Here is a 24,066-nt window from a genome sequence, read left to right as displayed (position 1 = left end):
GACCACGTCAGGCAACGACCGGCACGCAGACCGGCGCCGCGAGGCCAGGCACCGGCGCCACCACCACGTCGATCCCGTAGATCAGGCGCAGCAGCTCCGGCGTGACCGTCGCGGCGGCGGGCCCGTCGGCGACGAGGCGGCCCGCGTGCAGGGCGATGAGGCGGTCGGCGCAGAGCAGGGCGTGCCCGGGATCGTGCGTCGAGAACAGCACGGCGATGCCGGCCTGGGCGAGGCGGCGGACCTGCCCGAGGACGCGGGCCTGGTTGCCGAAATCGAGGCTCGCGGTCGGCTCGTCCATGACGAGGAGCCGCGGCTCGCCGCTGAGCGCCCGCGCGATCAGCGCGAGCTGGCGCTCGCCGCCGCTGATCTCGGTGTAGACCTGATCGGCGAGATGCCCGATCCCGAGCGCGGCCAGCGCCCGCTCGGCGGCCGCGACGTCCGACGGCCCGGGGGCGGCGAACGGGCCGAGCCGGCTCGCCCGGCCCATCACGACGACCTCGCGCACCGTGAACGGGAAGTACGCCGCGTGCGCCTGCGGCACGGCGGCGATGGTGCGGGCGACGGCTTTCCGCGACAGGCGCGACAGGTCGGCCCCGTCGAGGATCACCCGCCCGGCGCGGGCGGGCAGCAGGCCGAGCAGCGTCTGGAACAGCGTGGTCTTGCCGCCGCCGTTCGGCCCGACGAGGCACAGCACCTCGCCGGCGGCGAGGTCGAACGACACGTCGTGGCCGACGATCCGGCTGCCGTAGCCGAAGGCGAGGTCCCGGACCCGGAGCAGCATCAGCTGAAGCCCCGGCGCCCGGACGCCAGCAGCCAGAGGAAGAACGGCGCCCCGACCAGGGCCGTCAGGATGCCGAGGGGCACCTCGACGGTGCCGAGATTGCGGGCGATCAGGTCGACCAGCACGAGGTAGCCCGCCCCGAGGACGAGCGAGGCGGGCAGCAGGCGGCGGTAATCCGGCCCGACCAGCAGCCGGGCGACGTGCGGCACGATCAGCCCGATCCAGCCGATGACCCCGGTCATCGCCACGGCCGCCGCCGTGATCAGGGTCGCGCCGGCGATCAGGACGGGCCGCAGCACCCGCGTCTCCACGCCGAGGGCCCGCGCCTCCGCGTCGCCGAGGCTCATCAGGTTCATGCGCCAGCGCAGCAGCACCAGCGGCACGAGGCCGAGAAGCAGCATCGGCAGGGTGGCGGCGACGTCGCCGAGGGTGACCGAGGACAGGCTGCCGAGGAGCCAGAAGGTGATCGCCGGCAGCTGGTTGTAGGGATCGGCCAGCACCTTGAGGAGCGAGATGCCCGCCCCGAGCACCGCGCCGACCGCGACGCCGGCGAGGACCAGCGTCAGGACCGGGTCGTGCCGCCGCACGGCGAGGCCGACGCCGTAGACCGCCGCGACGGCGCCGAGCCCGCCCAGGAAGGCCAGGGCCTGGATCGGCGCCACCGGCAGGCCGAGATAGATCCCCAGGACGGCGCCGAGCCCGGCGCCGGCCGAGACGCCGAGGATGTCGGGCGAGACCAGCGGGTTGCGGAACAGGCCCTGGTAGGTCGCCCCCGCGGCCGACAGGGCCGCGCCGACGACCAGCGCGGCGATCACCCTGGGCAGGCGCACCTGCATCACGACCGTCTCCGCCGTTGCCGGAACCCGGAGGGGCAGCCCGAGCAAGCGGTGGCCGAGGATCGCGGCGAGGTCGGCGGGCGCGACCGGGTACTTGCCGACAGCCAGCGCCACGGCGGTCAGCGCCAGCAGGGCGAGACCGGCCAGCAGCGCCGCGGGCAGGCGGAGGCGGCTGCGCGCCCGGATCGTCTCGGCGGCGGCCGGGACGCGACTCACCGCGCCGGGCCCGGGGGGGCGCCCGGCGGCGTCGGGCCGAGGAGGGCGTCGGCCTGACCGGCATCGAGGTCAATATGGTAGAAGCGGCCGTAGAAGGCGCGCACCACCTCGGGCATCGGTTGCGGGAACAGGTCCGGATGAAGTCGGGCCGCCAGCCAGCGCAGGCCGATCAGCCGGTTGACCCCCGGCGGGGCGTCGAACCACGGGAAAGGCTGGAGCGGCGCCACGTAGACCCGCCCGGTCCGCACGGCCCGGACGTCCCGCCACAGCGGGTCGGCGCGCAGCCCGGCCGCGAAGGCCGGGTCGAGGGTGACGATCACGTCGGGGTTCCAGGCGAGCACCTGCTCGGGCGAGACGTTGCCGAGGCGGCCGCCCCCGTCCTGCGCGACGTTGCGGCCGCCGGCGGCCTCGACCAGCTCGGTGTTGATCGAGCCGGCGAACCCCGTCTCCAGCCCGCGCGGCCCGCGCGCGTAGTAGACCCGCGGCCGCTTGTCCTCCGGGACCGTCGCGACGGCGCGGTCCACCGTGTCGGCGAGGCTCTGGGCCTCCGCCGCCAGGGCGTCCGCGTCGGACTGACGGCCCAGGGCCGCGCCGAGCTGCCGATACGCCTCCGGGGTCTTCGCGAAGCTGCCGTCGAGCAGGATGTAGGGGATCCCGGTTTGGGCCTGGACCCGGTCGGCGAGCGACGCGTAGGTCGGCCCGAGGCTGCCCGAATCCACGATCAGGTCCGGCTTGGCGGCCAGCACCGCCTCGACGTTCGCCGTGCCGCCGCGCCCGGTCAGGCGGCCGTAGGCGGGGAGGGCCCGGGTCCGGGGCGCGAGGAACGGCAGCGCCTCGGGATGCGGGGCGCTCACCCAGCCGGCCATGAGGTCGGGCGCCAGCGTGTAGAGCAGCACCGCGGCCGGCGGTCCCGCGGCGAGCACCCGCCCGACCCGTTCGGGAAGTTCGACCGTGCGGCCGGCCGCGTCCGTGAACGGGCGCGCCGCCGCCCCGCCGGACGCCGCCAGCAGCAGGATCAGCGCCGCGGTGAGGGCGCGGCGGCGCGCGGGTCGCGGCGCCATCAGGCGGATTTCCGCTCCAGGATCTCGATCAGCGCCCCGTCGGGGCCCTCCACGAAGGCGATCCGCAGGCCGGGGCCGCGCTCCGTGATGCCGGTCCGCACGGGCACGCCCCGGGCGGTGAGATCGGCCATCGCGGCCTCGATGTCGGCGACGCGCAGCCCGAAATGCTCGATCCCGAGGCAGGGCGTGGCGGTCGCCGGCGCGATCTCGTCCGGGGCCTGCTCGATGAAGACGGCCAGGCCGCCGAGGTCGAGCACGACGCGCTGCACCGGGTCCGCGCCGACGCGCTTCACCTCCCGGGCCCCGAAGGTGTCGACGTAGAAGGTGGCGGCCGCGACAGCGTCGCGGCTGCGCAGGTGGAGGTGGTCGCAGGCGTAGTGCATCGGCTCTCCGGTTTCAGGTGATCCAGACGGGCGCGGCGCCCGGCCCGGAGGCGCCGTTCCGCGCCGTGTCCGACGATAGGGCCGGCGCGGAGCGGCGGCGAGATCGGCCGCTTGACGTTCGGCCCGAACCCGCAGACTTTCGCCGCCAGAACCGTTGCAGGGATGCAACATCCATCCCACATCCCGGTTGCGAACCCACATCGCACAGCCAACCGCACAGCCAAGAGATCCATGCGCAATCCCTACGACGTGCTGGGCGTGGCCAAGGGGGCGAGCGAGGCCGAGATCAAGAAGGCCTATCGCAAGCTCGCCAAGGACTTCCACCCCGATCGCAACAAGAACGACGCCAAGGCCAAGGACCGGTTCGCCGAGGCGAATTCGGCCTACGAGATCCTGGGCGATTCCGAGAAGCGCAAGCAGTTCGACCGCGGCGAGATCGACGCCGAGGGCAAGCCGCGCGCGACCGGCTTCGAGGGGTTCGGCGGCTTCGGCGGCGGGCGCGGGGGCAATTTCGATTTCGAGAACATGGCGCGCGCGCAGCGCGGCGGCGGCGGCGGGATGGGCGAGGACATCTTCTCGCACATCTTCGGGGAGGCTTTCCGCGCCGGCGGGGCCGGTCCGGGCGGCCAGCGTCAAGCGGCCAGGGGCGAGGACGTCGCCGCGGAACTGCTGGTGACGCTGGAGCAGGTCGCCAGCGAGGAGAAGCTGCGCCTCGCCCTGCCCACGGGCCGTGAGGTCGACGTCGTGATTCCCCGCGGCGTGGTCGACGGCCAGACCATCCGGCTTCGCGGCCTCGGCCAGAGTGGCGGCCTCCGGGCCGAGCCGGGCGACGCCCTCCTCACCATCCGGATCCGGCCGCACCAGCGCTTCACCGTCGAGGGGGCCGACCTGCGCACCAGCGTCGACGTTCCGCTGGAGGATGCCGTGCTCGGCGGCACGATCCGCGTGCCGACGCTCACCGGCGCCGTCGAGATGAAGATCCCGGCGATGACGAGTTCCGGCCGCACCTTCCGCCTGCGCGGCAAGGGACTTCCGAAGAAGGACGGCACCCGCGGCGACCTGTTCGCCACGACGGCGATCGTCCTGCCGGAGGGCGAGGACGCGGCACTGACCGAATTCGCCCGCGGCCGCCGGGCGGCCAACGCGGCCTGACGCGCCGGCGTAGCCACCGAGGCGCGCATGAAGGTGCTCGGCGGCGTCCCGGACTTCCGTCGCCGGGCCGCCTCCGCTAAGGAGGCCCCCCGGCCCCGAGAGGGGTCGCGCGGCTTCGGGATCGATCATGGCGGAACACGGGCAGGGCCTTCTGGCGGGCAAGCGGGGCATCGTCCTCGGGGTCGCCAACAACCGCTCGATCGCCTGGGGCATCGCCCGCAGCGCCCGCGCCCACGGGGCCGAACTGGCCTTCACCTACCAGGGCGACGCCCTGCGCAAGCGTGTCGAGCCCCTGGCCAAGGAACTCGACGCCCACGTGATCGGGCACTGCGACGTCACCGAGTCGGCCACGATCGACGCGGTCTTCGCGGAGGCCGCGAAGGTCTTCCCCGACGGCATCGACTTCGTCGTCCACTGCGTCGCCTTCTCCGACAAGGACGAGCTGACCGGCCGCTACATCGAGACCTCCGAGGACAACTTCACCAAGTCGCTCCTGGTCTCCTGCTACTCGTTCACCGCCGTGGCCCAGCGCGCCGAGAAGATCATGCGCCCGGGCGGCTCGCTGGTGACGCTGACCTATTACGGCGCCGAGAAGTGGATGCCCCACTACAACGTGATGGGCGTCGCCAAGGCGGCCCTGGAGGCGTCGGTGCGCTACCTCGCGGCCGATCTCGGCCCGAAGAACATCCGGGTCAACGCCATCTCGGCCGGCCCGATCAAGACCCTCGCGGCCTCCGGGATCGGCGATTTCCGCTACATCCTGAAGTGGAACGAGTACAACGCGCCCCTGCGTCGGACCGTGACGATCGGGGAGGTCGGGGAGACCGCGTCTTACCTCGTCTCCGACATGGCGGCCGGCATGACCGGCGAGATCCTCCACGTGGATGCCGGCTACCACGTCGTCGGCATGAAGAATCCCGAGGCGCCGGATCTCACCCTCGACAAGGACTGAGACGGGTCGGTCGTCGCGTCGGCCCGGACCTGAGGCGTGAGCGGCCCGGCGTGGCTCACGCGTCCTCCGCCTCGTCGAACTCTCCCGAGAACTTGAGCCCGTCGATCCAGGTCTCGCCGTCGCGCTTGATGACGGTGCGCGGCCGGACCTTCCCGTGCTCCGCGATGCCGGCCGCCAGCCGCTCCGAGTGCGTGACGAGCCAGACCTGCGTCCGCTCCGCGGCCCGCGCGATCAGCCGCGCCAGCGGATCCATGAGATCGGGATGCAGGCTGGTCTCGGGCTCGTTCAGCGCGATGAACGGCGGCAGCCGGTAGCCGAGCAGCGCGCCGGCCAGGGCGAGGTAGCGCAGGGTGCCGTCCGACAGTTCCGGCGGATCGAAGGTCCGGCCCGGGAAGTCGGGGAAGCGCAGGCCGAAGCGCGCGTGACGGCCCGGCTCCGGCAGCACGAGCGCCGCGCCCGGGAAGGCGCCGTCGACGGCCTCGTCGATCTCGGTCGTGTCCTCCCGGATATGCGCCAGGGTCGCGAAGACGGCGGCGAGGTCCGCGCCGTCGGACGCGAGGGTCGGCGTCGTCACCGCGAGGCAGGGCCGGCGCAGGGGCGACTCGGCATCCGTCCGGAAATCGTGGTGGAAGCGCCACCCCGCCAGGGCGAAGCGGACCACGGCGATCTCGGGATGGCCGGTGGCGTCGAGGAGGCTGCCGAGGGCGGTCTCCGTGGGCAGCAGGTCACCGCCGAGGGTGCGCTTGCGGCCCTCCGCGTCCCGGACGAAGCCGCTCCGCCCGTCGCGATCGAGGATCACGGCCGCGCGGCCGCGGGTGCGGACCGTCAGGCGCTCGGCCTTGACCTGCGGCTCCTTCCGGAAGGCGGCGCCGAAGGTCGTCCCGCCGACCTGCTACACCAGCCCGATCTCGACGGCGTAGACGAATTCCTGCCCGATCGTGTCGTGGCGCAGGGTTGCCGACAGGCGGATCCGTGCGGCCTCGCCCTGCCGCCGGCGGCCGGCCCAGAGGGCGGAGTCCATGCCGCCCTCGGCGGCGAGGTCGCGGGTGAGGGTGCCCCGGGCGGCGGCCTGCAGCAGCTCCAGGGCCCGGTAGAGGTTGGTCTTGCCGGTGCCGTTGCCGCCGACGAAGACCGATAGCGCGTCGACCGGGAAGCCGATCCGCCGCAGCGAGCGGTAGCCCGAGACCGCGACCTCTCGAACCACCAGCATCCCGGATTCTCCCGCGTCAGTCGGGGACCGTCAGATCCGCGATGCCTTTGGCGGCCTCGGGGAATCGCGGGTCCATGGCCTCCAGCGTATCCGCCACGGTCCGGGCAATCACGTAGTTGCGGAACCACTTGTGGTTGGCCGGCACCACCAGCCAGGGCGCCTCGGGCGTCGAGCAGCGGCCGAGGGCGTCCGCGAAGGCCTGCTGGTAGGCGTCCCAGGATTTCCGCTCGACCAGGTCGGCCGGGTCGAACTTCCAGTGCTTCTCGGGGTCGGCGATCCGGGCCTCCAGGCGCCGCTTCTGCTCCGCCTTGGAGATGTGCAGGAAGAACTTCACGACCGTCGTGCCCGATTCTGTGAGCAGGCGCTCGAAATCGTTGATCCGGCCGTAGCGGCTCTGCCAGACCGCGTCCGGCACGAGGCCTTTCACCCGGACGACGAGCACGTCCTCGTAGTGGCTGCGGTTGAACACACCGATCGTGCCGCGCCCCGGCACCCGGGCGTGGTAGCGCCACAGGAAGTCGTGATCGAGCTCCTCGCTCGAGGGCACCTTGAACGAGGCCACCGCGCAGCCCTGGGGGTTCACCCCCTTGAGCACCGACCGGATCGTGCCGTCCTTGCCGCCCGTGTCGATCGCCTGGAACACCAGCAGGAGGCTCCGGGCGCGCTCCGCGTAGAGGCGCTCCTGGAGGGCGACGATGCGCGCCCGCTCCTGGGCGAGGGCGTCCTTGGCCCAGTCCTTCTCAAGGCCGCCGACGTCGTCGGGATCGACCGAGCCGAGATCGAAGGGCGCCCCCGGTTCGACCGCCACGATGCCGGGCGCCGGGCGGATCGGTACCGGTCCGTGCCGGCCGAGCGCCGCCGGGACGGATTCGGCCACGCTGTCGACGCTGCCGGCCCAGCGGGCCGTCGACGGGCGGTGATCCACGGTGGCGCCATGCAGATCGGCCTCACCTGTCATGCCGTCACCGCGTTTGTGGCCGCGATGATGCTTGCCGTGCTTCTTGGACATGGGGCAGGACCTAGTTCCGGATATTGCCGACCGCCGGCGAGAACGGCCGGTAGTCCAGGCTGTTCCGGACGCCTGTGCAGGACGGGGTTGAGACGGTTGGGTACGATCTACTTCATCCGGCACGGCCAGACCGCCTGGAACGCCGAGGGGCGCCTCCAGGGCGGGCGCGACACCGACCTCAATGCCCAGGGGGAGGCACAGGCCGCGGCCGTGGCGGAGCGCCTCGCCGCCGCGGCGGGGCCGGCCCTGGCAGAGGCCGATTTCGTCGCGAGCCCGCTCAAGCGCACCCGGCGCACCATGGAGATCCTGCGGGGCGCCCTCGGCCTGCCGGCCGAGGCGTACCGCGTCGACCCGCGCCTGCGGGAGATCGGTTTCGGCAGCTGGGAAGGCTCCACCTGGGCGGAGATCCGCCGCCGCGACCCGGCCGGGGCCGCCGGCCGCGACCGGGACCGCTGGCACTACCGCCCGCCCGGCCTCGGCGCGGAGAGCTATGCCGGCCTCGTCGAGCGCGTCGGGCCGATGATCGCGGGGCTGGAGCGGGACACGGTCATCGTCGCCCATGGCGGCGTCGCGCGGGCCGCGCTGGTCGCCCTCGGCCACCTCGACGTCTACGCGGCGCCCCGCCTGGGCATCCGCCAGGGCGAGGTCCTGATCCTCGAGCCCGGTGGCTGGCGCTGGGCTTGATCCCGTGCGCCGGCGCAGTGCAAAGCCGCCTCGATAACGGCATGATCGGCAGGCTATAGGGCGGCGGCCAGGACAGGCGCCGGCCCGAGCGGGCGGCCAGCGGAGCAGCGGATGAGCGACGTCGCCGAGAAGACCCGGCCCGGACCGACGGCCGGGGAGCCCGCGCCTCTCGAAGCCGCGGCGGCGATCCTGCGCGGCGACCACCGGCCCGACCTCATCCGCGACGAGGTCCTGGCCGAGATCTTCCTGCACGCGGCCGAGACCCGGCCCGATCATCCCTGCCTGGTCGACGGCGCCGGCGTCGGCGCCGGGGGCGTCCACCCGCACCTGACCTACGCGGAGGTCGCCGCCCGGGCCGGCCGGATCGCCGCCGGCCTCGCCCATCGCGGCATCGGGCCGGGTGACATCGTCGGCCTGTGGATGGCCCGTGGCCCGGACCTCCTCGTGGCGCAGATCGGCATCACGATGGCGGGCGCGGCCTGGCTGCCCTTCGACGCCGAGGCGCCGGCGGACCGGGTGGGCGTGTGCCTCGCCGACGCGGGCGCGAAGGCGCTGCTGGTCTCCCCGGCGCTCGCCGCGGGGGCGCCCGACGTCGCCCCGGCCCTGACGCCCGCCGATCTCGACTCCGGGACGCCCGCCGGCGCGCCGCTGCCCGATCCGCGCGCGGCCGGGCTGACGCCCGAGCACCCCGCCTACCTGATCTACACCTCGGGCTCGACCGGCGTGCCCAAGGGCATCGTCATCAGCCACGCCAACATCTGCCACTTCCTGCGGTCCGGGAACGCCCTCTACGGGATGCGCGCCGACGACGTGGTCTTCCAGGGCGCCTCGGTGGCCTTCGATCTCTCCATGGAGGAGATCTGGGTGCCGTATCTCGTGGGCGCGACCCTGTTCGTGGCGAGCCCCGCCATGATGGGCGACCTGGAATCGCTCCCCGGCATCCTGGAGGCCGAGGGGATCACGGTGCTCGACACCGTCCCGACGCTCCTGGCGATGATCTCCGGCGACCTGCCGCGGGTGCGCCTCGTCCTGCTCGGCGGCGAGGCGCTGCCCGAGCCGCTGATCGCCCGCTGGGCGACCGGCGGCCGCCAGCTGTTCAACACCTACGGCCCGACGGAGGCCACCGTGGTGGCCACCGCGGCCGAGATGCGGCCCGGCGAGCCGGTGACCATCGGCGGCCCGATCCCGAACTACTCCGTCTACGTCGCCGGCGAGGATCTGACCCTGCTCGGCCGAGACCAGCAGGGCGAGCTGCTGATCGGCGGTCCCGGCGTGGCGCGGGGCTACCTCGCCCGTCCCGAGCTGACGGCGGAGAAGTTCATCGCCAACCCGTTCGCGTCGGACGGGACCGACCCGGTGCTCTACCGCTCGGGCGACGCGGTCTCCCTCGACGCCGCCGGCCGGATCGTGTTCCACGGCCGGATCGACGACCAGGTGAAGATCCGCGGCTTCCGCGTGGAACTCGGCGAGATCGAGTCCCGGATCCGGGCGGTGCCCGACGTCAACCAAGCCGCCGTCGTGCTGCGGAACGACGACGGCGTCGACCGCCTCGTCGCCTTCCTGATCCCGGAGCGCGGCCGGTCCATCGACGCCGCCGCCCTGCGCCGGACCCTCTCCGGGCAGATGCCGCCCTACATGGTGCCCGGGCATTTCGAGGTGGCCGAGACGCTACCGCGGCTCACGTCCGGCAAGGTCGACCGCAAGGCACTCAAGGTCGCCCCGCTCACGGTGGTCGCCGCCGACGGCGAGCAGGAGACGCCCGCCAACGAGACCGAGGCGGCCCTGGTCGCCGCGGCCAAGCAGATCTTCGGCAACCAGCCGATCGCCCTCGAGGGCGACTTCTTCGCCGATCTCGGCGGCCACTCGCTGCTCGCCGCGCGCTTCGTCTCGGCGGTGCGCGAGAACCCGCCGCTGGCCGGGATCACGCTGCCGGACGTCTACGCCCTGCGCACCGTGCGGGCGATGGCCGACGCGCTCATCGCCCGCACGGGCGGCATGGGCGCCGGGGCCGCGATCCGCGACCTGAGCTTCGCGCCGCCGCCGCTGCTGCGCCGGGCGCTGTGCGGCCTCGCGCAGCTCGTCGCGCTGCCCTTCGTGATCGCGCTGGCCACCGCGCAGTGGCTCGGCATGTTCGTGACCTACCTGCTGCTCACCGGCGGAGGCCTGAGCTTCTTCGCCGAACTCGGCGTGCTGCTCCTCGTCTACGTGGCGATCAACGGCGTGACCGCGGTCGCGGCGGTCGCCGGCAAGTGGCTGATCCTCGGCCGGACCAAGCCGGGCCGGTACCCGCTCTGGGGCACCTACTATTATCGCTGGTGGCTCGCGCAGCGGCTGGCGCCCCTCGTCCACGTGAAGTGGCTCCAGGGCTCGCCCGCGATCGCCGTCTATCTCCGGCTGATGGGCGCGAAGGTCGGGCGCGACACGCTCATCTCCGACATCGAGATCGGCGCGGCCGACCTCCTGACCATCGGGGACGGCGCGTCCCTGGGCGGCCGCCTCGTCATCGCCAACGCGGAGATCGTCGGCAACGAGCTGGTCATCGGCAGGGTCGAGATCGGCGCGGACGCGGCGGTCGGCACCTCCTGCGTGATCAGCCACGACGCGGTGATCGGGCCGCAGGCGGAGATCGCCGACCTCACCACGATCCCCACGGGCTCGCGGGTGGGCGCGGCCGAGCGGTGGGACGGCTCGCCCGGCCGCAAGGTCGGGATGGCCGACCCCGCGGAACTGCCCGCGCCCGCCGAGGCCTCCTTCGCGCGCCGCGCGGCGTTCATGGCGGCCTACGTGGTGCTGCTCGGCGCGATCCCCGCGGTGGGTCTGCTGCCGATCTTCCCGGCCTTCTTCATCTTCGACCAGATCTCGGACTCGCTCTCCGACATCACCGACATCGACTACCACTGGTACCTGCCGATCCTCACCTGGCCGACCGCCATGCTGATGACCGCCGGCACGGTGCTGCTGATCGCCGGCATCCGCTGGGTGGTGCTGCCGCGGACCCGCTCCGGCACCTACTCGGTCCACTCGCTGTTCTACCTGCGGAAATGGTCGCTGGCGCTCGCCGTCGAGGTCACCCTGGAGACGCTCTCGTCGCTGTTCGCGACCGTCTACATGCGGGCCTGGTACCGGCTGATGGGCGCCAATATGGGCCACGGCGCCGAGATCTCGACCAACCTCGCGGGCCGCTACGACCTCGCCGAGGTCGGCGCGAAGAACTTCATCGCCGACGAGGTGGTGTACGGCGAGGAGGAGATCCGGCGCGGCTGGATGCACCTGGAGCCGGTGCGCACCGGCGCCCGGGTCTTCGTCGGCAACGACGCCGTGGTGCCGCCCGGCGCCGTCATCCCCGACGACGTTCTCATCGGCATCAAGTCGAAGCCGCCCGAGAACGCCGCGATGAGCCCCGGCGAGACGTGGTTCGGCTCGCCGCCGATCCGGCTGCCGGCCCGCCAGAAGGTCGATCTCGGCTCGACCGCCCAGACCTACGAGCCCGGCGCGTGGCCGAAGATCCGGCGCGGCGTCTTCGAGGCCTTCGCGACCTCGTTCTCGCCGATGCTCTACATCACCCTCGCGATCACGGTGATCGACTGGTACTTTTACCCGGCCATCCTGGAGCAGGACTGGTCGGGGCTCGCCTACAGCTTCGTCGTGGCGAGCGTCGCTATCGCGCTGATCCAGTCCTCGGCGGTCATCGCGATGAAGTGGCTGCTGATGGGCGTCTACAAGCCCGGCATGCAGCCGATGTGGTCGTGGTGGGCGATGCGCACTGAGGCGATCGCGGTGGCCTACTGGGGGCTCGCCGGCAAGGTGCTGCTCGAGCACCTCCAGGGCACGCCCTTCCTGCCCTGGGTGCTCCGGCTGTTCGGCGTGAAGGTCGGCAAGGGCGTCTGCATGCTCACCACCGACATCACCGAGTTCGACTGCGTCACCATCGGCGACTACGCCACCATCAACCGCGTCTCGGCACTGCAGACGCACCTCTACGAGGACCGGATCATGAAGATCGGCCGCGTCGTCGTCGGGCGCGGTGTCTCGGTGGGTGCGTTCTCGACCGTGCTCTACGACACCAAGGTGGGCGATTTCGCCCGGCTGCGCCCGCTCACCATCGTCATGAAGGGCGAGTCGATCCCCGCCAACACCGAGTGGGAGGGCGCGCCCGCGGTCCCGGTGATCCACCGCGCCTGACGGGCGGGCCGCACCGCGCGTTCCGGCCCCGGCGTTCCGGGGCCGTGCGGGGGCGGGCCCGCGCCGAGGTCAGAGTCGGCAACTCTGCGGCACTCAGCACGAGAGACCCGGCAGGCTCAGGGACTAATATGCCGGTGTACTAGCACCTTCGTCCCGGTTGGCCGTTCTAATCTAGCTTACTGTGGCTTCCGGCAAGATAGAGCGATATACTCTGCCGGCTCGTATCGTTGCTCGGCCATAGTGCGGCGCGACGCGGGGGCGGGGGCGGCTCAACGTCCGGGTCGAGGATAGACAGGCGTCCGTGCAACTCGATCCCGCCACCCTGCTGGTCGTCAGCGCGGCGACGACCTTCCTGGTCGGCACGCTCTTCATGGCCTCGTGGCGGCAGGCGCCCGAATCCAGGGTGCTCGCCTACTGGGGCGCGGCGCATCTCGTGGGCGCGGCCGGATCGGCCGGCCTCGCGCTGCGCAACCAGATCCCCGACCTGATCTCGGTGGGCTTGGCCAATGCCGTGGTGCTCGCCGCCTACGGCCTCATCTGGAGCGGCGTCCGCTCCTTCGAGCATCGGGAGCCGCGGGTGGGCATCGCCATGGCCGGCGCCCTCGGCTGGTGCGTCCTGTGCCTGATCCCGACCTTCTACGCGTCGATCGAGGCCCGCATCATCTACGCCTCGGGGACCGCGGCGCTCTATTGCTGCGCCGCGGCCGCGGAGATCTGGCGCGGTCGCGCCGAGCGGCTCGCCTCCCGGATCGCCGCCGCCACCATCCTGGGACTGCACGGCAGCTTCTACATCGTGCGGATCCCCGCGACGCTGGTGGCGCCCCCGCAGCCGGGTCTCAGCCCGCTCGCGTCGCACTGGGTGGCGATCCTGTGCTTCGTCACCCTGATGTTCTCGATCGCCTCGGCCTTCACGTTCATGGCGCTGGTCAAGGAGCGGGCGGAGCGGGAGCAGCGCATCGCCGCCTCCACCGACGCGCTGACGGGTGTGCGCAACCGCCGGGCCTTCGCCAGGGCCGCCGCGGACGCGATGGCGCGGCACGGCGACGCCGCCCTGCTGCTGTTCGACCTCGACCGGTTCAAGGCCGTCAACGACCGCTTCGGCCACGGGGTCGGCGACGCGGTGCTCATCGGCTTCTGCACCATGGCGTCGACCTTGCTGCCGCGGGAGGCCCTGCTGGGCCGCCTCGGCGGTGAGGAGTTCGCATGCCTCCTGCCGGACGTCTCGCCCGCCGAGGCCCTGGCCCGAGCCGAGGAGCTGCGCCAGACCTTCGCGCAACTCGCGGTTCCCGAGCTTCCGGCCCTGCGCGTCAGCGTCAGTATCGGGATCGCGCAGGCGCGCCCCGGCATCGCGTTCGACCTGCTGATGCAGCGGGCTGACGCCGCTCTCTACGCCGCCAAGAATGGCGGACGAGACCGGATCTCCGTGGCCGATCCGGTCGCCACCCGCGCGGCCTGAGGCCCTGCCGGGCCGGCTCACGCGAGGGCGCGCGCCGCCTCCGAGACCTTGCGCACCGAGGTGTCGACGACGCTCGCCGAGGAGGCGATCTCCGCCATGGCGGTGTGGATCGCCGCGACGCCCTGCGCCGCCGACTGCATGTTCTCGGTCATGTCGCGGGTCACCGCGGCCTGCTCGGTCACGGCCGACGAGACGCTGAGCGAGATCGCGCTGAGTTGCTCGATCGTGGCGCCGATCCCGTCGATCGCCGAGACGGCCCGGGAGGTCTCGGCCTGCACGGCGGCGATCTGGGTTCCGATCTCGCCGGTGGCCTTGGCGGTCTGCTCGGCGAGCGCCTTCACCTCGGCGGCGACGACCGCGAAGCCCTTGCCGGCCGCTCCGGCCCGGGCCGCCTCGATCGTGGCGTTCAGCGCCAGCAGGTTCGTCTGATCGGCGATGGACCGGATCAGGCTGACCGCCGCCCCGATCCGGTCCGCGGCGCCGGTCAGCCCCACGACGATCGCCCCCGCCTCCTCGGCGCGGGAAACGACCAGATCGACGGAGGATTTCGCCTGCATCGCGTGACGGCTGAGTTCCTCGATCGAGGCGGCGAACTCCTCCGAACCCGCAGCGACCGCATCGACGTTGCGGCTTGTCCGGCTCGAGGCCTCCGCGGTCTCGTCCGCCTGCCGGACCACCCGGCTCATCGAATCGCGGATCGCCGCGATGTCGGCGTCGATCGCGCGCTGCCCCTCGGCCCGGCGCTGGCGGTCTTCGACCTGCCGGGTCACGTCGGTAGCGAACTTCACCACCGCGCAGGGCTTGCCGTCGGCGTCGAGGATCGGATTGTACGCGCCGAAGATCCAGACGATGCGGCCGTCCTTCCCGACGCGCCGGAACTCGCCGGCCTGGTACTGGCCGTTGCCGAGCGCGGCCCAGAACGCCGTGTAGTCCGGGCTGGCCGCCTCCGCCGGCGCCATGAACATGCGATGATGCCGCCCGCGGATCTCCTCCAGCGTGTAGCCCATCGTGGACAGGAAGTTGCTGTTGGCATCCGTGATCGTCCCGTCGAGGGCGAAGCAGATCACCGCCTGCGAACGGTTGAGCGCTTCGACCTGACCGGCGTGGAGCGCGTTGCGGGCGCGTTCCGCGGTGATGTCGGTGGCGAGCTTGACCACCTTGGTGGGCTTGCCGCGGCGGTCGAGGATCGGGTTGTAGGAGCCCTGGATCCACACGGTGTGGCCGGCTTTCGTCACCCGCGGAAAGGCACGCGCCTCGTGCTGACCGGCGCGCAACCGGTCCCAGAAGGCGCTGTAGTTCGGACCGGACCTGTCGGCCTCAGGCACGAACATTCTGTGATGCTGGCCCCGGACTTCGTCGAGCGTGTAGCCGACGAGGTCGAGGAATACGGCGTTCGCGTCGGTGACGGTGCCGTCGAGGTCGAATTCCACCCGCGCCATCGTCCGGTCTATCGCCGCGAGGAGGGCGTCGTCGCGTGAACCAAACATCGCCATCGGAGCCCGTGCCCGCCTGATCTGTAAAGTTCGGACGATCATGAGGAGACGCGCTTAAAAAACCGTCAATGGCGTGCTCTCGTCATGAAACAGGCTCAATGAGAGCGCGAGAAAGTTGTAGGAGCGCAGTCGATCATCGCAAAATGCATTTATTCAGGCTGCAAAGACACGCGAGATATAAATCAATTTCGCGCAATTATCGGTCTTCGAGTCTATACATCGACTGATGGACGTTCTCGACTGGTCATGGCTGGAGGCGGTCCGTCGGGTTGTTCGGCGCGCGGCCTGCGTTAGGAGGAGCGTCGAGCGCCGGCGGTCCGAGACGATTGGGTCGGGGACAGCTCGCGACACGGCACTGCCTGGAGACCCGACATGGACGAGGCGACACGGATCGATCGCCTGGAGATGCGCCTGACCGAGCAGGACGCGACGATCGAGGATCTGAACCGGACCGTGACCGAGCAGTGGCGGGTGATCGACCGGCTCGTCCGGCAGCTCGACGCGCTGCGGGAGCAGGTGGAGGAGGCGGCCGCCCGCGCGGCGCCGCGCGGGCCGGAACCGCCGCCGCCGCATTACTGAGGGGAGGGGCCGGCGCGCCGCGGCGCGCCGGCCGGTGCGTCAGAAATTCGCCTGCGTGACGAACTTGGTGACCAGGTAGGCGTCGAGGGCCTCCGGGCCGCCCTCGCTGCCGTAGCCCGAATCCTTGACGCCGCCGAACGGCGTTTCGGGCAGGGCGAGGCCGTGGTGGTTGATCGAGATCATGCCGCTCTCGACCGCGTTCGACACCCGCGCCGCGCGCTCGGCGGAGCGGGTGTAGGCGTAGGCCGCGAGCCCGTAGGGCAGGCGGTTGGCCTCGGTGAGCGCCTCCTCGTCGTCGGAGAACCGGTTGATCATCGCCAGAGGGCCGAAGGGCTCCTCGTTCATGATCCGCGCGGTCAGCGGCACCTCGGTGAAGACCGTCGGCTCGAAGAAGTTGCCCTGGTTGCCGATGCGCTTGCCGCCGGCGCGCAGCGTCGCGCCGCTCGACTCGGCGTCCGCCGCCAGCGCCGTGACGGCGTCGAGGCGCCGCCCGTGGACCAGCGGTCCCATCTTGGTCTCGGGATCGAGCCCGTCGCCGACCTTCACCGACTTGGCGAAGGTCGTGAAGCCCTCGACGAAGCGGTCGAAGACCGAATCGTGCACGAGGAAGCGGGTCGGCGAGACGCAGACCTGGCCGGCATTGCGGAACTTCGAGGGGGCCAGGACGGCCACCGCCTTCTCCACGTCGGCGTCGCCGAACACGATCGCGGGGGCGTGGCCGCCGAGTTCCATCGTGGCGCGCTTCATGTGCTCGCCCGCGAGCGCCGCGAGCTTCTTGCCGACCACAGTCGAGCCGGTGAACGAGATCTTCCGGATGACCGGGTGCGGGATCAGGTAGGCCGAGATGGCTTCGGGATCGCCGTAGACCAGCGAGAGCGCGTCGCCCGGGACGCCCGCATCCAGGAAGGCGCGGACCAGGGCGGCGCAGCTCGCCGGCGTGTCCTCAGGACCCTTCAGGATCACCGTGCAGCCGGTGCAGAGCGCCGCCGATATCTTGCGGACCGCCTGGTTGATCGGGAAGTTCCAGGGCGTGAAGCAGGCCACCGGCCCGACGGCCTCGCGGACCACCGCCTGCAGCACGCCGTCGGCGCGGCCCGGGATGACGCGGCCGTAGGCGCGCTTACCCTCCTCGGCGAACCAGTCGATGATGTCGGCCGCCGCCATTGTCTCGACCCGCGATTCGGCCAGTGGCTTGCCCTGCTCCAGGGTCATGATCCGGGCGATCTCGTCGACCCGGGCGCGCAGCAGGTCGGCCGCCTTGCGCATCACCTTGGCGCGCTCGAAGGGCGCGACTTTGCGCCAGGTCGGGAAGGCGCGGGCGGCGGCCGCCAGGGCCTCGTCGAGATCCGCCGTGGTGGCGACCGCGCACTGGCCGATCGTCTCGCCCGTGGCGGGGTTCAGGACCCCCAGGGTGTCCCGGTCGGCACCCGCGCGCCAGCGCCCGGCGATGTGAAGCTCGGTATCCGGATACATCGGTCGATTCCCGCTCGGCCGCACCATCGGCCGCAGGCGGAATGTGGCGATGTGGCGCGCCCCGGCAATCCCCGCGGCGGCATGGCTGGGGCCGTCTGTATTCAGGCGGCGGCGCGCGCGGGCTCCGGCGCCTCGACGAGCGTCGCGCTCCCGTGGCGGGCGCGCAGGGTCGCGCCCTTCGGAACCACCCGCCAGCCCTCGCGGCAGCCGTCGATCGGCTCCGACACCACCACGATGCCGCCCGGCCCCTCGCGGTAGTACAGGCTCGGCGGCCGGCCGTCGCAGGCCCAGCGATAGGCGGTCAGCGTCTCGCCGTCCGTGAGCAGCGCGGTGAAGCGCAGCGGCTCGCAGACATTCGCCGACTCCATCAACTCGCGGACGGTCTTCAGCGTCCGCGCCATCGCGCCGACGGGGTCCGCCTCGAGGCCGTTGGCGAGCGCCAGGAGGAAGATCGCCTCCGAGTCGGTGCTGCCGCGGCGATGGTCGTAGTAGGAATCCGGGATCAGCGCCTCAAGGCGCCGCTTGATCCGGTGGTAGCCGCCGATCTGGCCGTTGTGCATGAACAGGTGGCGGCCGAACACGAAGGGGTGGCAGTTGGCCCGGGCGGTGGCCGTCCCGGTCGAGGCGCGCACGTGCGCGAAGAACGTCCGCGCCCGCACCTGCCCGCAGAGGTTCACGAGGTTCTCGTCCGACCACGCCGGGGAGATGTCGCGGTAGACACCCGGCTCGGGCCGCTCGGCGTACCAGCCGATGCCGAAACCGTCGCCGTTGGTCTCGGTCTTCCCCTCGTCGGCGTGCAGCGACTGGTGCACCAGCGAGTGGGTCGGCGCGCAGACGAGGTCGGAGAGGAAGACCGGCTCACCGCTGTAGGCGAGGAAACGGCACATGTCGGACGATGATCCTTCAGCTCTGGGCCGCGTTCGATCCGGCGAAACGCCCCGCGCGGGTGGAGACGTTCCGCCGCAGGACGTTAACAGTCGGTCCACTCCGGTGAACAGTTTCTTAACCGCCCGGAAACTGCGCCATTTTCGTGCGTTCCGCATGAAAATGGCGCCGCCTGTCCGCAGGGCAGGCATTCGCCTCCGGAGCGACGCGACTCTTGTGAGCCGCCTCATGAAGGATCAGCATGGCCGAATCGGGGAATCAGAAGCTCGCCGTACAGGCGGCCACCCGACGCGGGGCAAGGCACCGGCAGCAGGAGACTTTGATGGATCGCGCAACGCCCGATAGTTCCGCCCCCGTGGCGCTCGTCGTGGAGGACGATGCGGCTGTGCGCGATCTCGCGACGGCGGTGCTCGAGGAGACCGATCTCGGCGTGATCGCCTGCGAGAGCGCCGAGGCGGCCCTCTCGGTGCTGGAGCGGTCCGACGTGACCGTGGCGCTGCTCTTCGCGGACGTGCGCCTGCCGGGCGCCATGGACGGCGTGTCGCTGGCGCAGGCGGTCAAGCGGCGGTGGCCGGACGTGCGCGTGGTCGTCACCTCGGGCGCGAGCCGGGACGCGCGGCTCCCCGATCAGGCAGTCTACATGCAGAAGCCCTGGCGGGCCCTCGACGTGCTGGTCCAGGCCGAGCACGCCACCATGGCCGCCAAGGCGGCCTGAGCTGGCGGCCTGAGCGCCCGGCGCTCGAAGCTCTTCACGTCATCGCGAGCGCCGAGCCCCGGCTCGGCGCTACAGGCGCGACCTTCCTCCTCTCCCGACGGATCTCGGGCCTGCCCGAGATCCGCCCCGAGAAGCCCGGCTCGGGGCAAGCTCGACTCGGGTGGAGAGGGGACCCGCGCCACGTGCGGCTCGCGTGCCCGGGCGCCTTCATCCGGACGCGACGCAAAGAAAAAGCCCGGCCTGCGCGCGCAGGCCGGGATCTCTCATGACTGACGTGGTGTCGCTCAGGCGGCGGGAGCCGGGCTGACCGGGGTCTGACCGGCGGCGTTGCCGCCCTGGCCCTGCGCGGCGGACGGCGACGGGAAGCCGGGACGACGGCCGCCGGCGGGGAAGCGGGGCTTCGGCTTCGGCGCGGCGATCAGGCCCTCGCGGATCGCGGTCTTGCGGGCCTGCTTGCGGGCGCGCCGGACGGCCTCGGCCTTCTCGCGAGCCTTGCGCACGGACGGCTTCTCATAAGCCTTGCGCTGCTTCATCTCGCGGAAGATGCCCTCGCGCTGCATCTTCTTCTTGAGGACGCGGAGCGCTTGATCGACGTTGTTGTCGCGAACGAGTACCTGCAACGGACTTGATCCTCTGGACCTGAAGTTCTGGGTTCACGCGGCCCGCCGCCGATCTGGAAACCGGCAACGTCCCTCGCCCGGTTTGAACCCGGGAGGGACGGGAACGTCGGTTTCCGAATCGGCGTGGAGCTCACGCCTTGACGGGGCTATTACACCAAGCGCGCACCAGTTCCAACCTGTCCGCGCGATCCATCCGCGCCTGCGCCGTGCTAGGTTGCGCGGATGAGACACGACGACTCGCAGCAATTCGCCAGCGACAACTATTCCGGCATCTGCCCGGAGGCCTGGGCTGCGATGGAGGCGGCCAATCGCGGCCACGCCCCGGCCTACGGCGAGGACGCCTGGACCGCCCGGGCGGCCGACGCCTTCCGGAACCTGTTCGAGACCCCGTGCGAGGTGTTCTTCGCCTTCAACGGCACGGCCGCCAACGCGCTGGCGCTGGCCGCGCTGTGCCAGTCCTACCACAGCGTGATCTGCGCCGACTCGGCCCATGTCGAGACCGACGAGTGCGGCGCGCCGGAATTCTTCTCGAACGGCTCGAAGCTGCTGACCGTCCGGACCGAGGGCGGCAAGCTGACGCCGGAGGCGATCCGCGGGCTGGCGCAGAACCGCAGCGACATCCACTTCCCGCGGCCGCGCGTGGTGACGATCACGCAGCCCACCGAGACCGGGCAGGTCTACAGCCTCGCCGAGCTGCGGGCCCTGTCGGCGACCTGCCGCGAGCTGGGCCTCGCCCTGCACATGGACGGGTCGCGCTTCGCCAATGCCTGCGCGAGCCTCGGGTGCAGCCCCGCCGACATGACGTGGCGCTCGGGCATCGACGTCCTGTGCTTCGGCGGCACCAAGAACGGCATGCATGCCGGCGAGGCGGTGGTGTTCTTCGACGCCAGGCTCGCGGAGGATTTCGGCTACCGCTGCAAGCAGGCCGGCCAGCTCGCCTCGAAGATGCGCTTCCTCGCGGCCCCCTGGGTCGGCATGCTGGAGAGCGGCGCGTGGCTGCGGAACGCGGCCCACGGCAACGCCTGCGCTCGCCGCTTCGCCGAGGCGGTCGGCGGGCTGCCGGGGGTGCGGGCTCTGTTTCCCGTCGAGGCGAACGCGGTCTTCCTGACAATGCCGGCGGCCACGATGGAGGGCCTGCGCGCCCGGGGCTGGCGGTTCTACACCTTCATCGGCGGCGGGGCGCGCTTCATGTTCGCCTGGGATGCCCGGACGGAGCGGGTCGACGAGCTGGTCGGCGACCTGCGCGCCCTGGCGGCCGCCGCGGCCTGAGCGCGCGGACAGAGGGGCGCGGAGCCAACCCGTCGAAGGTGTTTCGCGCGCTGATGTCGGGATCCGCTGAGGAGCATCGATACGTCGGCACGACATGCGCTTGGTCGTCCTTGCGAGCGCAGCGAAGCGACCCAGCGTCGCGCGACGCCTGCCGAACTCGTGCGGCCCTGGGTCGCTTCGCTGCGCTCGCGATGACGGAGGGGCTGAGAGCCCGGGCTCGCGAGTGCTGGGACGGCGCGACGCTGCGACGGCCCGCTCCCTACAGCAGCGCGAGATCCGCCGGGTCCGCGCTGGGGAAGATCCGCCGCAGGCTCGCTTGGTCGAGCCCGTAGAGCCGCCGGAACAGGCCGCCCAGCAGGCCGCGATAGTCGGTGAGCACCGGATAGTCCCGGTTCTGGAACAGGTGCGCCTCGTCGGCCCGCACCTGCGGTCCCGCGATCCGGCCTCCCCGGACGCCGCCGCCGAGAATCCAGTAGACGCTGCCGTGGCCGTGATCGGTGCCGCGGCTCCCGTTCTCCCGGAAGGTGCGTCCGAACTCCGACAGCACCACCACCACCGTGTCGGACCAGCCCGGCCCGATCTCCTCGACGAAGCCCGAGAGTCCGCGCCCCAGCTCGCCGAGTCGGTCGGCGAGGTAGCCGGTGCCCGCGCCCTGGTTCACGTGCGTGTCCCAGCCGCCGACATCGACGAAGCCGAGGTTGAAGTTCTCGCGCATCAGGCGGCCGATGCGCCGGGCCGACAGCTCGAAGCCCTTGGGCGAGACCGCCCCGCGGTCGGCCTGCCCGGCATGATCGGAGATCGTGTGGTAGACCGCGTCGCGCACCCGGAACCCCTCGGTCACGGCGGCGGCCAGCTTGGTGTCGCTGTACATCGCCGCGATGAGGCGGGCCTGCCGGTCGTCGATGCCGGGCTTGCCGACCCCGTTGATGGCGATGTTGGGCACCGTCTCGCCGCCCCGGAAGATGAGCGGCATCTGGTCGGTGAAGGCGATCGGCCGGACCCGGGTCAGCTCCGCGGCGAGCCGGGCCATGAAGCCGGAATTGTAGTCGCGGGCCGCGCCGACCGTCTGGCCCATCTCGATCGTGTCCTGGGTCTCGAAATGGCTCCGGGTCAGGTCGTCGGTGCCGGCGAACGGCACGAGGGCGGCCTGACCCTTGGCGTAGAGCGGCAGGATCGTGTCGCGCAAAGCCGGGTGCAGGCTCCAGTCGGTGTCGAGCGCCAGCGCCGCCTTCGGGTCCGACGCGTCGGGCTTCGGGATCGCGAGGTTCGGCCGCGACCGGTAATAGAAATCGCTGCCGGTCGGGATCACCACGTTGGCGGCGTCGTAGGCGCCGCGCAGGAACACCACGAGGAGGCGCGCGTCGGCCTTCGGGGCGGCCCAGACGCGGCCGGCCACCGTGGACAGGCCGAGCGCCGCCGAGGCGCGGATCAGGTCGCGACGGTTCATCGCATGAACTCCGGCGAGGCGAGGTAGAGGGTGTTCCAGTCCTGCGGCGAGACCGCCTGGGCGAGGGCCGCGCGCGTCGCCGCCGACAGGGTGCCGGACAGCGCCGAGAAATAGAGCCCGTTGGCGAGCACCGGAAAGGCCGGCTCCTCGGCCTGATCGGGCAGCGCCGGCTTGAACAGGCCGGCCGAGCCTGACCCGATCTGCCGGGCGATCTCGAACCGCGTCGCGAGCTGCCCGGGCCCGTTCCAGGCGGCCGCGTCGAGGGGGTAGCCGTCCGGCGTCGAGCGGTTGAACAGGCCCTCGCCGAGGCGGTTCAGCCAGCCGAGCACCGGGCCGGCGTTGCGGATCACGCGCCCGTCGTAGGCCATGCGCAGGGCCGAGAAGACATAGCGCACCGGGTCCTTGAAGGCGCCGCCGCGCTCGGCCGTGAAGGCCGGCTCACGCACCAGCGCCTCCATCACCACGGCGATGTCGCCGTCGGTCCGCGTGAAGACGGCGGCGAGTCGGGCGACGAGGGCGTCGTCGGGTGCCTGCCCGAGGAAATAGGTCGCCAGCGCCCGGGAGACGTTGGTCGCGGTGGCGGGGTTGCGAGCGATCAGGTCGACCGCCTCCTCGACCTCGGGCCAGCCGCGGCCCCGGATGCGCGTGCCGAGGAAGTCCTTGTCGCCGTAATCGTGCCGGTTCGGGTTGAACGCGAACAGGCCGTCCCGGCGGAAGTCGGCGGCGCGCTCGGGGCGGAGCTTCGGGTTCTCGGGCTTCAGGTCGATGCCGACCCCGCTCAGGATCCGGGCCAGCGCCTCGACGTCGCCCTGCGTGTAGCCGGAGCCGACACCCATCGTGTGCAGCTCCATGATCTCCCGGGCGTAGTTCTCGTTCGGGCGGCCGGCGGCGTTGGCGTCGTTGTCGAGGTAGCGCAGCATCGCCGGGTGGCGCAGGCTCGCCATCAGCAGGTCACGGAAGCGGCCGAGCACGTGCGGGCGGATCGCCGTCTCGACGTAGTCGCCCACGGCGGCGCGCAGGGTCGACTTTCCCTGGTGGACGTTGAGTCGGTTGACCCAGAACCACGTCAGCCGCTCGCGCAGCTGGCCGGGGCTGTAGAGCGCCCGCAGTACCCAAACGGAGGCGGCGTTCCGCGCGGCCGTGTTGAGCGCCGCCTGGAAAGCCTGCTGCGCAACCTTCCTGGCCTCGGGATCGGCGATGTCCTTCGCCGCCTTGGCCTGCGCGTCCAGGGCCTGGGCCCGCTCGAACAGGCTGCCCGGCGGGGTCAGCGCGTCGACCTGCGCCTGGGCGTCGGGGGGCAGGCGCATTTCGGCGGGCGGGTGAAGCTGATCGTGTAGCCAGCGCGTCCGCCCCTCCGAGGTGAGCTGCGCGAAGGCCGAGGGCGTGGCGCCCCAGGTCAGGGCATCGAGGAAGGCGGCGTCGGCCGCTGCGGCGCGCTGCGGCGCCTCGCCCGCGCAGGGCCCGGGGCCCGCGGAGGCGAACAGCAGAGCGGTGACCATACAGCAGCGTGCTGCGGCGCGCGACATCGGGGCCTCGCGAAGCGTGGATCGACCGGGGAAGCGTGGTGTCACGCCCCTGTACGGTGCCTGAAAGGAGGCCCCATTCTGCCGCCGTCTTTGCCAATATCGGGGCTTGCCGCTACACGATCCCGAGACCGCGCGAG

Annotated in this window: 19 protein-coding genes and 1 pseudogene; 8 read left to right on the top strand and 12 right to left on the bottom strand. The window is 71.9% G+C overall.

The window, feature by feature from the left end; all coding sequences use genetic code 11:
* Positions 1-7 precede the first annotated feature (7 nt).
* From BM419_RS05260 to BM419_RS05245, 4 genes are read right to left on the bottom strand one after another with little or no spacing between them, the layout of a single operon-like run.
* Positions 8-781 carry an ABC transporter ATP-binding protein gene (locus BM419_RS05260; RefSeq protein ID WP_091925224.1) on the bottom strand — a complete coding sequence of 258 codons (774 nt, stop codon included), beginning with the start codon at positions 779-781 and terminating at the stop codon, positions 8-10.
* Positions 781-1,833 carry a FecCD family ABC transporter permease gene (locus BM419_RS05255; RefSeq protein WP_091925221.1) on the bottom strand — a complete coding sequence of 351 codons (1,053 nt, stop codon included), beginning with the start codon at positions 1,831-1,833 and terminating at the stop codon, positions 781-783. Before BM419_RS05255 ends, BM419_RS05260 begins: the two co-directional genes overlap by 1 nt.
* Positions 1,830-2,894 carry an iron ABC transporter substrate-binding protein gene (locus BM419_RS05250; protein ID WP_091925218.1) on the bottom strand — a complete coding sequence of 355 codons (1,065 nt, stop codon included), beginning with the start codon at positions 2,892-2,894 and terminating at the stop codon, positions 1,830-1,832. The genes BM419_RS05255 and BM419_RS05250 overlap by 4 nt, the downstream gene beginning before the upstream one ends.
* Complete coding sequence (locus BM419_RS05245) at positions 2,894-3,277, bottom strand: VOC family protein (RefSeq protein ID WP_091925215.1); 384 nt, start codon at positions 3,275-3,277, stop codon at positions 2,894-2,896. The genes BM419_RS05250 and BM419_RS05245 overlap by 1 nt, the downstream gene beginning before the upstream one ends.
* A gap of 231 nt (positions 3,278-3,508) precedes the next feature.
* Here BM419_RS05245 and BM419_RS05240 point away from each other — a divergent pair, with 231 nt between their 5' ends.
* Together BM419_RS05240 and fabI are read left to right on the top strand one after the other, a co-directional pair.
* A complete protein-coding gene (locus tag BM419_RS05240) occupies positions 3,509-4,429 on the top strand; it encodes a DnaJ C-terminal domain-containing protein (RefSeq protein WP_091925212.1) in 921 nt (306 codons plus the stop codon).
* Positions 4,430-4,556: 127 nt separating this feature from the next.
* Positions 4,557-5,381: an enoyl-ACP reductase FabI gene (gene fabI, locus BM419_RS05235; RefSeq protein ID WP_012322413.1), complete on the top strand. Its 825-nt coding sequence runs from the start codon at positions 4,557-4,559 to the stop codon at positions 5,379-5,381.
* Positions 5,382-5,436: 55 nt separating this feature from the next.
* On the opposite strand, the pseudogene BM419_RS05230 reads toward fabI, so the two are convergent.
* Positions 5,437-6,591 (bottom strand): annotated as a pseudogene (locus BM419_RS05230) (AAA family ATPase).
* A 16-nt stretch (positions 6,592-6,607) separates the two neighbouring features.
* Positions 6,608-7,600: a polyphosphate kinase 2 family protein gene (locus BM419_RS05225; protein ID WP_091925209.1), complete on the bottom strand. Its 993-nt coding sequence runs from the start codon at positions 7,598-7,600 to the stop codon at positions 6,608-6,610.
* A 96-nt stretch (positions 7,601-7,696) separates the two neighbouring features.
* Between BM419_RS05225 and BM419_RS05220 the strand changes: the two genes are divergently transcribed.
* The 3 genes from BM419_RS05220 (at position 7,697) to BM419_RS05210 (ending at position 13,922) form a co-directional block, all read left to right on the top strand.
* Positions 7,697-8,284: a histidine phosphatase family protein gene (locus BM419_RS05220; protein WP_091925206.1), complete on the top strand. Its 588-nt coding sequence runs from the start codon at positions 7,697-7,699 to the stop codon at positions 8,282-8,284.
* Between the two features lie 111 nt (positions 8,285-8,395).
* The gene (locus BM419_RS05215; protein WP_091925203.1) at positions 8,396-12,466 is read left to right on the top strand and encodes a Pls/PosA family non-ribosomal peptide synthetase; all 4,071 of its coding nucleotides are present in this window, start codon (positions 8,396-8,398) and stop codon (positions 12,464-12,466) included.
* A gap of 301 nt (positions 12,467-12,767) precedes the next feature.
* Positions 12,768-13,922, top strand: a complete 1,155-nt coding sequence (locus tag BM419_RS05210; protein ID WP_020092946.1) for a GGDEF domain-containing protein — start codon at positions 12,768-12,770, stop codon at positions 13,920-13,922.
* A gap of 17 nt (positions 13,923-13,939) precedes the next feature.
* On the opposite strand, the gene BM419_RS05205 is transcribed toward BM419_RS05210, so the two are convergent.
* The gene (locus BM419_RS05205) at positions 13,940-15,415 is read right to left on the bottom strand and encodes a methyl-accepting chemotaxis protein (RefSeq protein ID WP_091925200.1); all 1,476 of its coding nucleotides are present in this window, start codon (positions 15,413-15,415) and stop codon (positions 13,940-13,942) included.
* 372 nt (positions 15,416-15,787) lie between these two features.
* Between BM419_RS05205 and BM419_RS05200 the strand changes: the two genes are divergently transcribed.
* Positions 15,788-15,994, top strand: a complete 207-nt coding sequence (locus BM419_RS05200; protein ID WP_020092944.1) for a SlyX family protein — start codon at positions 15,788-15,790, stop codon at positions 15,992-15,994.
* A 39-nt stretch (positions 15,995-16,033) separates the two neighbouring features.
* On the opposite strand, the gene BM419_RS05195 is transcribed toward BM419_RS05200, so the two are convergent.
* The gene (locus BM419_RS05195; protein ID WP_091925196.1) at positions 16,034-17,467 is read right to left on the bottom strand and encodes an NAD-dependent succinate-semialdehyde dehydrogenase; all 1,434 of its coding nucleotides are present in this window, start codon (positions 17,465-17,467) and stop codon (positions 16,034-16,036) included.
* A 101-nt stretch (positions 17,468-17,568) separates the two neighbouring features.
* The gene (locus BM419_RS05190) at positions 17,569-18,354 is read right to left on the bottom strand and encodes a class II glutamine amidotransferase (RefSeq protein ID WP_056531902.1); all 786 of its coding nucleotides are present in this window, start codon (positions 18,352-18,354) and stop codon (positions 17,569-17,571) included.
* 320 nt (positions 18,355-18,674) lie between these two features.
* Between BM419_RS05190 and BM419_RS05185 the strand changes: the two genes are divergently transcribed.
* Entirely contained in the window at positions 18,675-19,067 is a 393-nt protein-coding gene (locus BM419_RS05185; protein WP_026604893.1) for a response regulator, read from the top strand.
* A 284-nt stretch (positions 19,068-19,351) separates the two neighbouring features.
* On the opposite strand, the gene rpsU is transcribed toward BM419_RS05185, so the two are convergent.
* Complete coding sequence (gene rpsU, locus BM419_RS05180; protein ID WP_012322424.1) at positions 19,352-19,687, bottom strand: 30S ribosomal protein S21; 336 nt, start codon at positions 19,685-19,687, stop codon at positions 19,352-19,354.
* Between the two features lie 222 nt (positions 19,688-19,909).
* On the opposite strand from rpsU, the gene BM419_RS05175 reads away from it, so the two are divergent.
* A complete protein-coding gene (locus BM419_RS05175) occupies positions 19,910-20,956 on the top strand; it encodes a threonine aldolase family protein (RefSeq protein WP_091925192.1) in 1,047 nt (348 codons plus the stop codon).
* Positions 20,957-21,215: 259 nt separating this feature from the next.
* Here BM419_RS05175 and BM419_RS05170 read toward each other — a convergent pair whose 3' ends face one another.
* Positions 21,216-22,403, bottom strand: a complete 1,188-nt coding sequence (locus tag BM419_RS05170; protein WP_091925189.1) for a DUF1501 domain-containing protein — start codon at positions 22,401-22,403, stop codon at positions 21,216-21,218.
* Positions 22,400-23,902 (bottom strand): DUF1800 domain-containing protein, encoded by a 1,503-nt coding sequence (locus BM419_RS05165; protein ID WP_244540701.1) that lies wholly within the window; start codon positions 23,900-23,902, stop codon positions 22,400-22,402. The genes BM419_RS05170 and BM419_RS05165 overlap by 4 nt, the downstream gene beginning before the upstream one ends.
* Positions 23,903-24,066 lie beyond the last annotated feature (164 nt).

The organism is Methylobacterium sp. yr668 (assembly GCF_900116245.1).
Classification (GTDB): Bacteria; Pseudomonadota; Alphaproteobacteria; order Rhizobiales; family Beijerinckiaceae; genus Methylobacterium.
The sequence above is the reverse complement of the archived record's forward strand: the minus strand, read 5'-3'. Positions and strand labels throughout refer to the sequence as shown.

Coding starts and splice junctions, on each gene's coding strand:
- BM419_RS05260 (WP_091925224.1), bottom strand. CDS start 781: ATGCTGCTCCGGGTCCGGGACCTCGCCTTCGGCTACGGCAGCCGGATC.
- BM419_RS05250 (WP_091925218.1), bottom strand. CDS start 2,894: ATGGCGCCGCGACCCGCGCGCCGCCGCGCCCTCACCGCGGCGCTGATC.
- BM419_RS05245 (WP_091925215.1), bottom strand. CDS start 3,277: ATGCACTACGCCTGCGACCACCTCCACCTGCGCAGCCGCGACGCTGTC.
- BM419_RS05240 (WP_091925212.1), top strand. CDS start 3,509: ATGCGCAATCCCTACGACGTGCTGGGCGTGGCCAAGGGGGCGAGCGAG.
- fabI (WP_012322413.1), top strand. CDS start 4,557: ATGGCGGAACACGGGCAGGGCCTTCTGGCGGGCAAGCGGGGCATCGTC.
- BM419_RS05225 (WP_091925209.1), bottom strand. CDS start 7,600: ATGTCCAAGAAGCACGGCAAGCATCATCGCGGCCACAAACGCGGTGAC.
- BM419_RS05215 (WP_091925203.1), top strand. CDS start 8,396: ATGAGCGACGTCGCCGAGAAGACCCGGCCCGGACCGACGGCCGGGGAG.
- BM419_RS05205 (WP_091925200.1), bottom strand. CDS start 15,415: ATGGCGATGTTTGGTTCACGCGACGACGCCCTCCTCGCGGCGATAGAC.
- BM419_RS05200 (WP_020092944.1), top strand. CDS start 15,788: ATGGACGAGGCGACACGGATCGATCGCCTGGAGATGCGCCTGACCGAG.
- BM419_RS05195 (WP_091925196.1), bottom strand. CDS start 17,467: ATGTATCCGGATACCGAGCTTCACATCGCCGGGCGCTGGCGCGCGGGT.
- BM419_RS05190 (WP_056531902.1), bottom strand. CDS start 18,354: ATGTGCCGTTTCCTCGCCTACAGCGGTGAGCCGGTCTTCCTCTCCGAC.
- BM419_RS05185 (WP_026604893.1), top strand. CDS start 18,675: ATGGATCGCGCAACGCCCGATAGTTCCGCCCCCGTGGCGCTCGTCGTG.
- BM419_RS05175 (WP_091925192.1), top strand. CDS start 19,910: ATGAGACACGACGACTCGCAGCAATTCGCCAGCGACAACTATTCCGGC.
- BM419_RS05170 (WP_091925189.1), bottom strand. CDS start 22,403: ATGAACCGTCGCGACCTGATCCGCGCCTCGGCGGCGCTCGGCCTGTCC.
- BM419_RS05165 (WP_244540701.1), bottom strand. CDS start 23,902: ATGGTCACCGCTCTGCTGTTCGCCTCCGCGGGCCCCGGGCCCTGCGCG.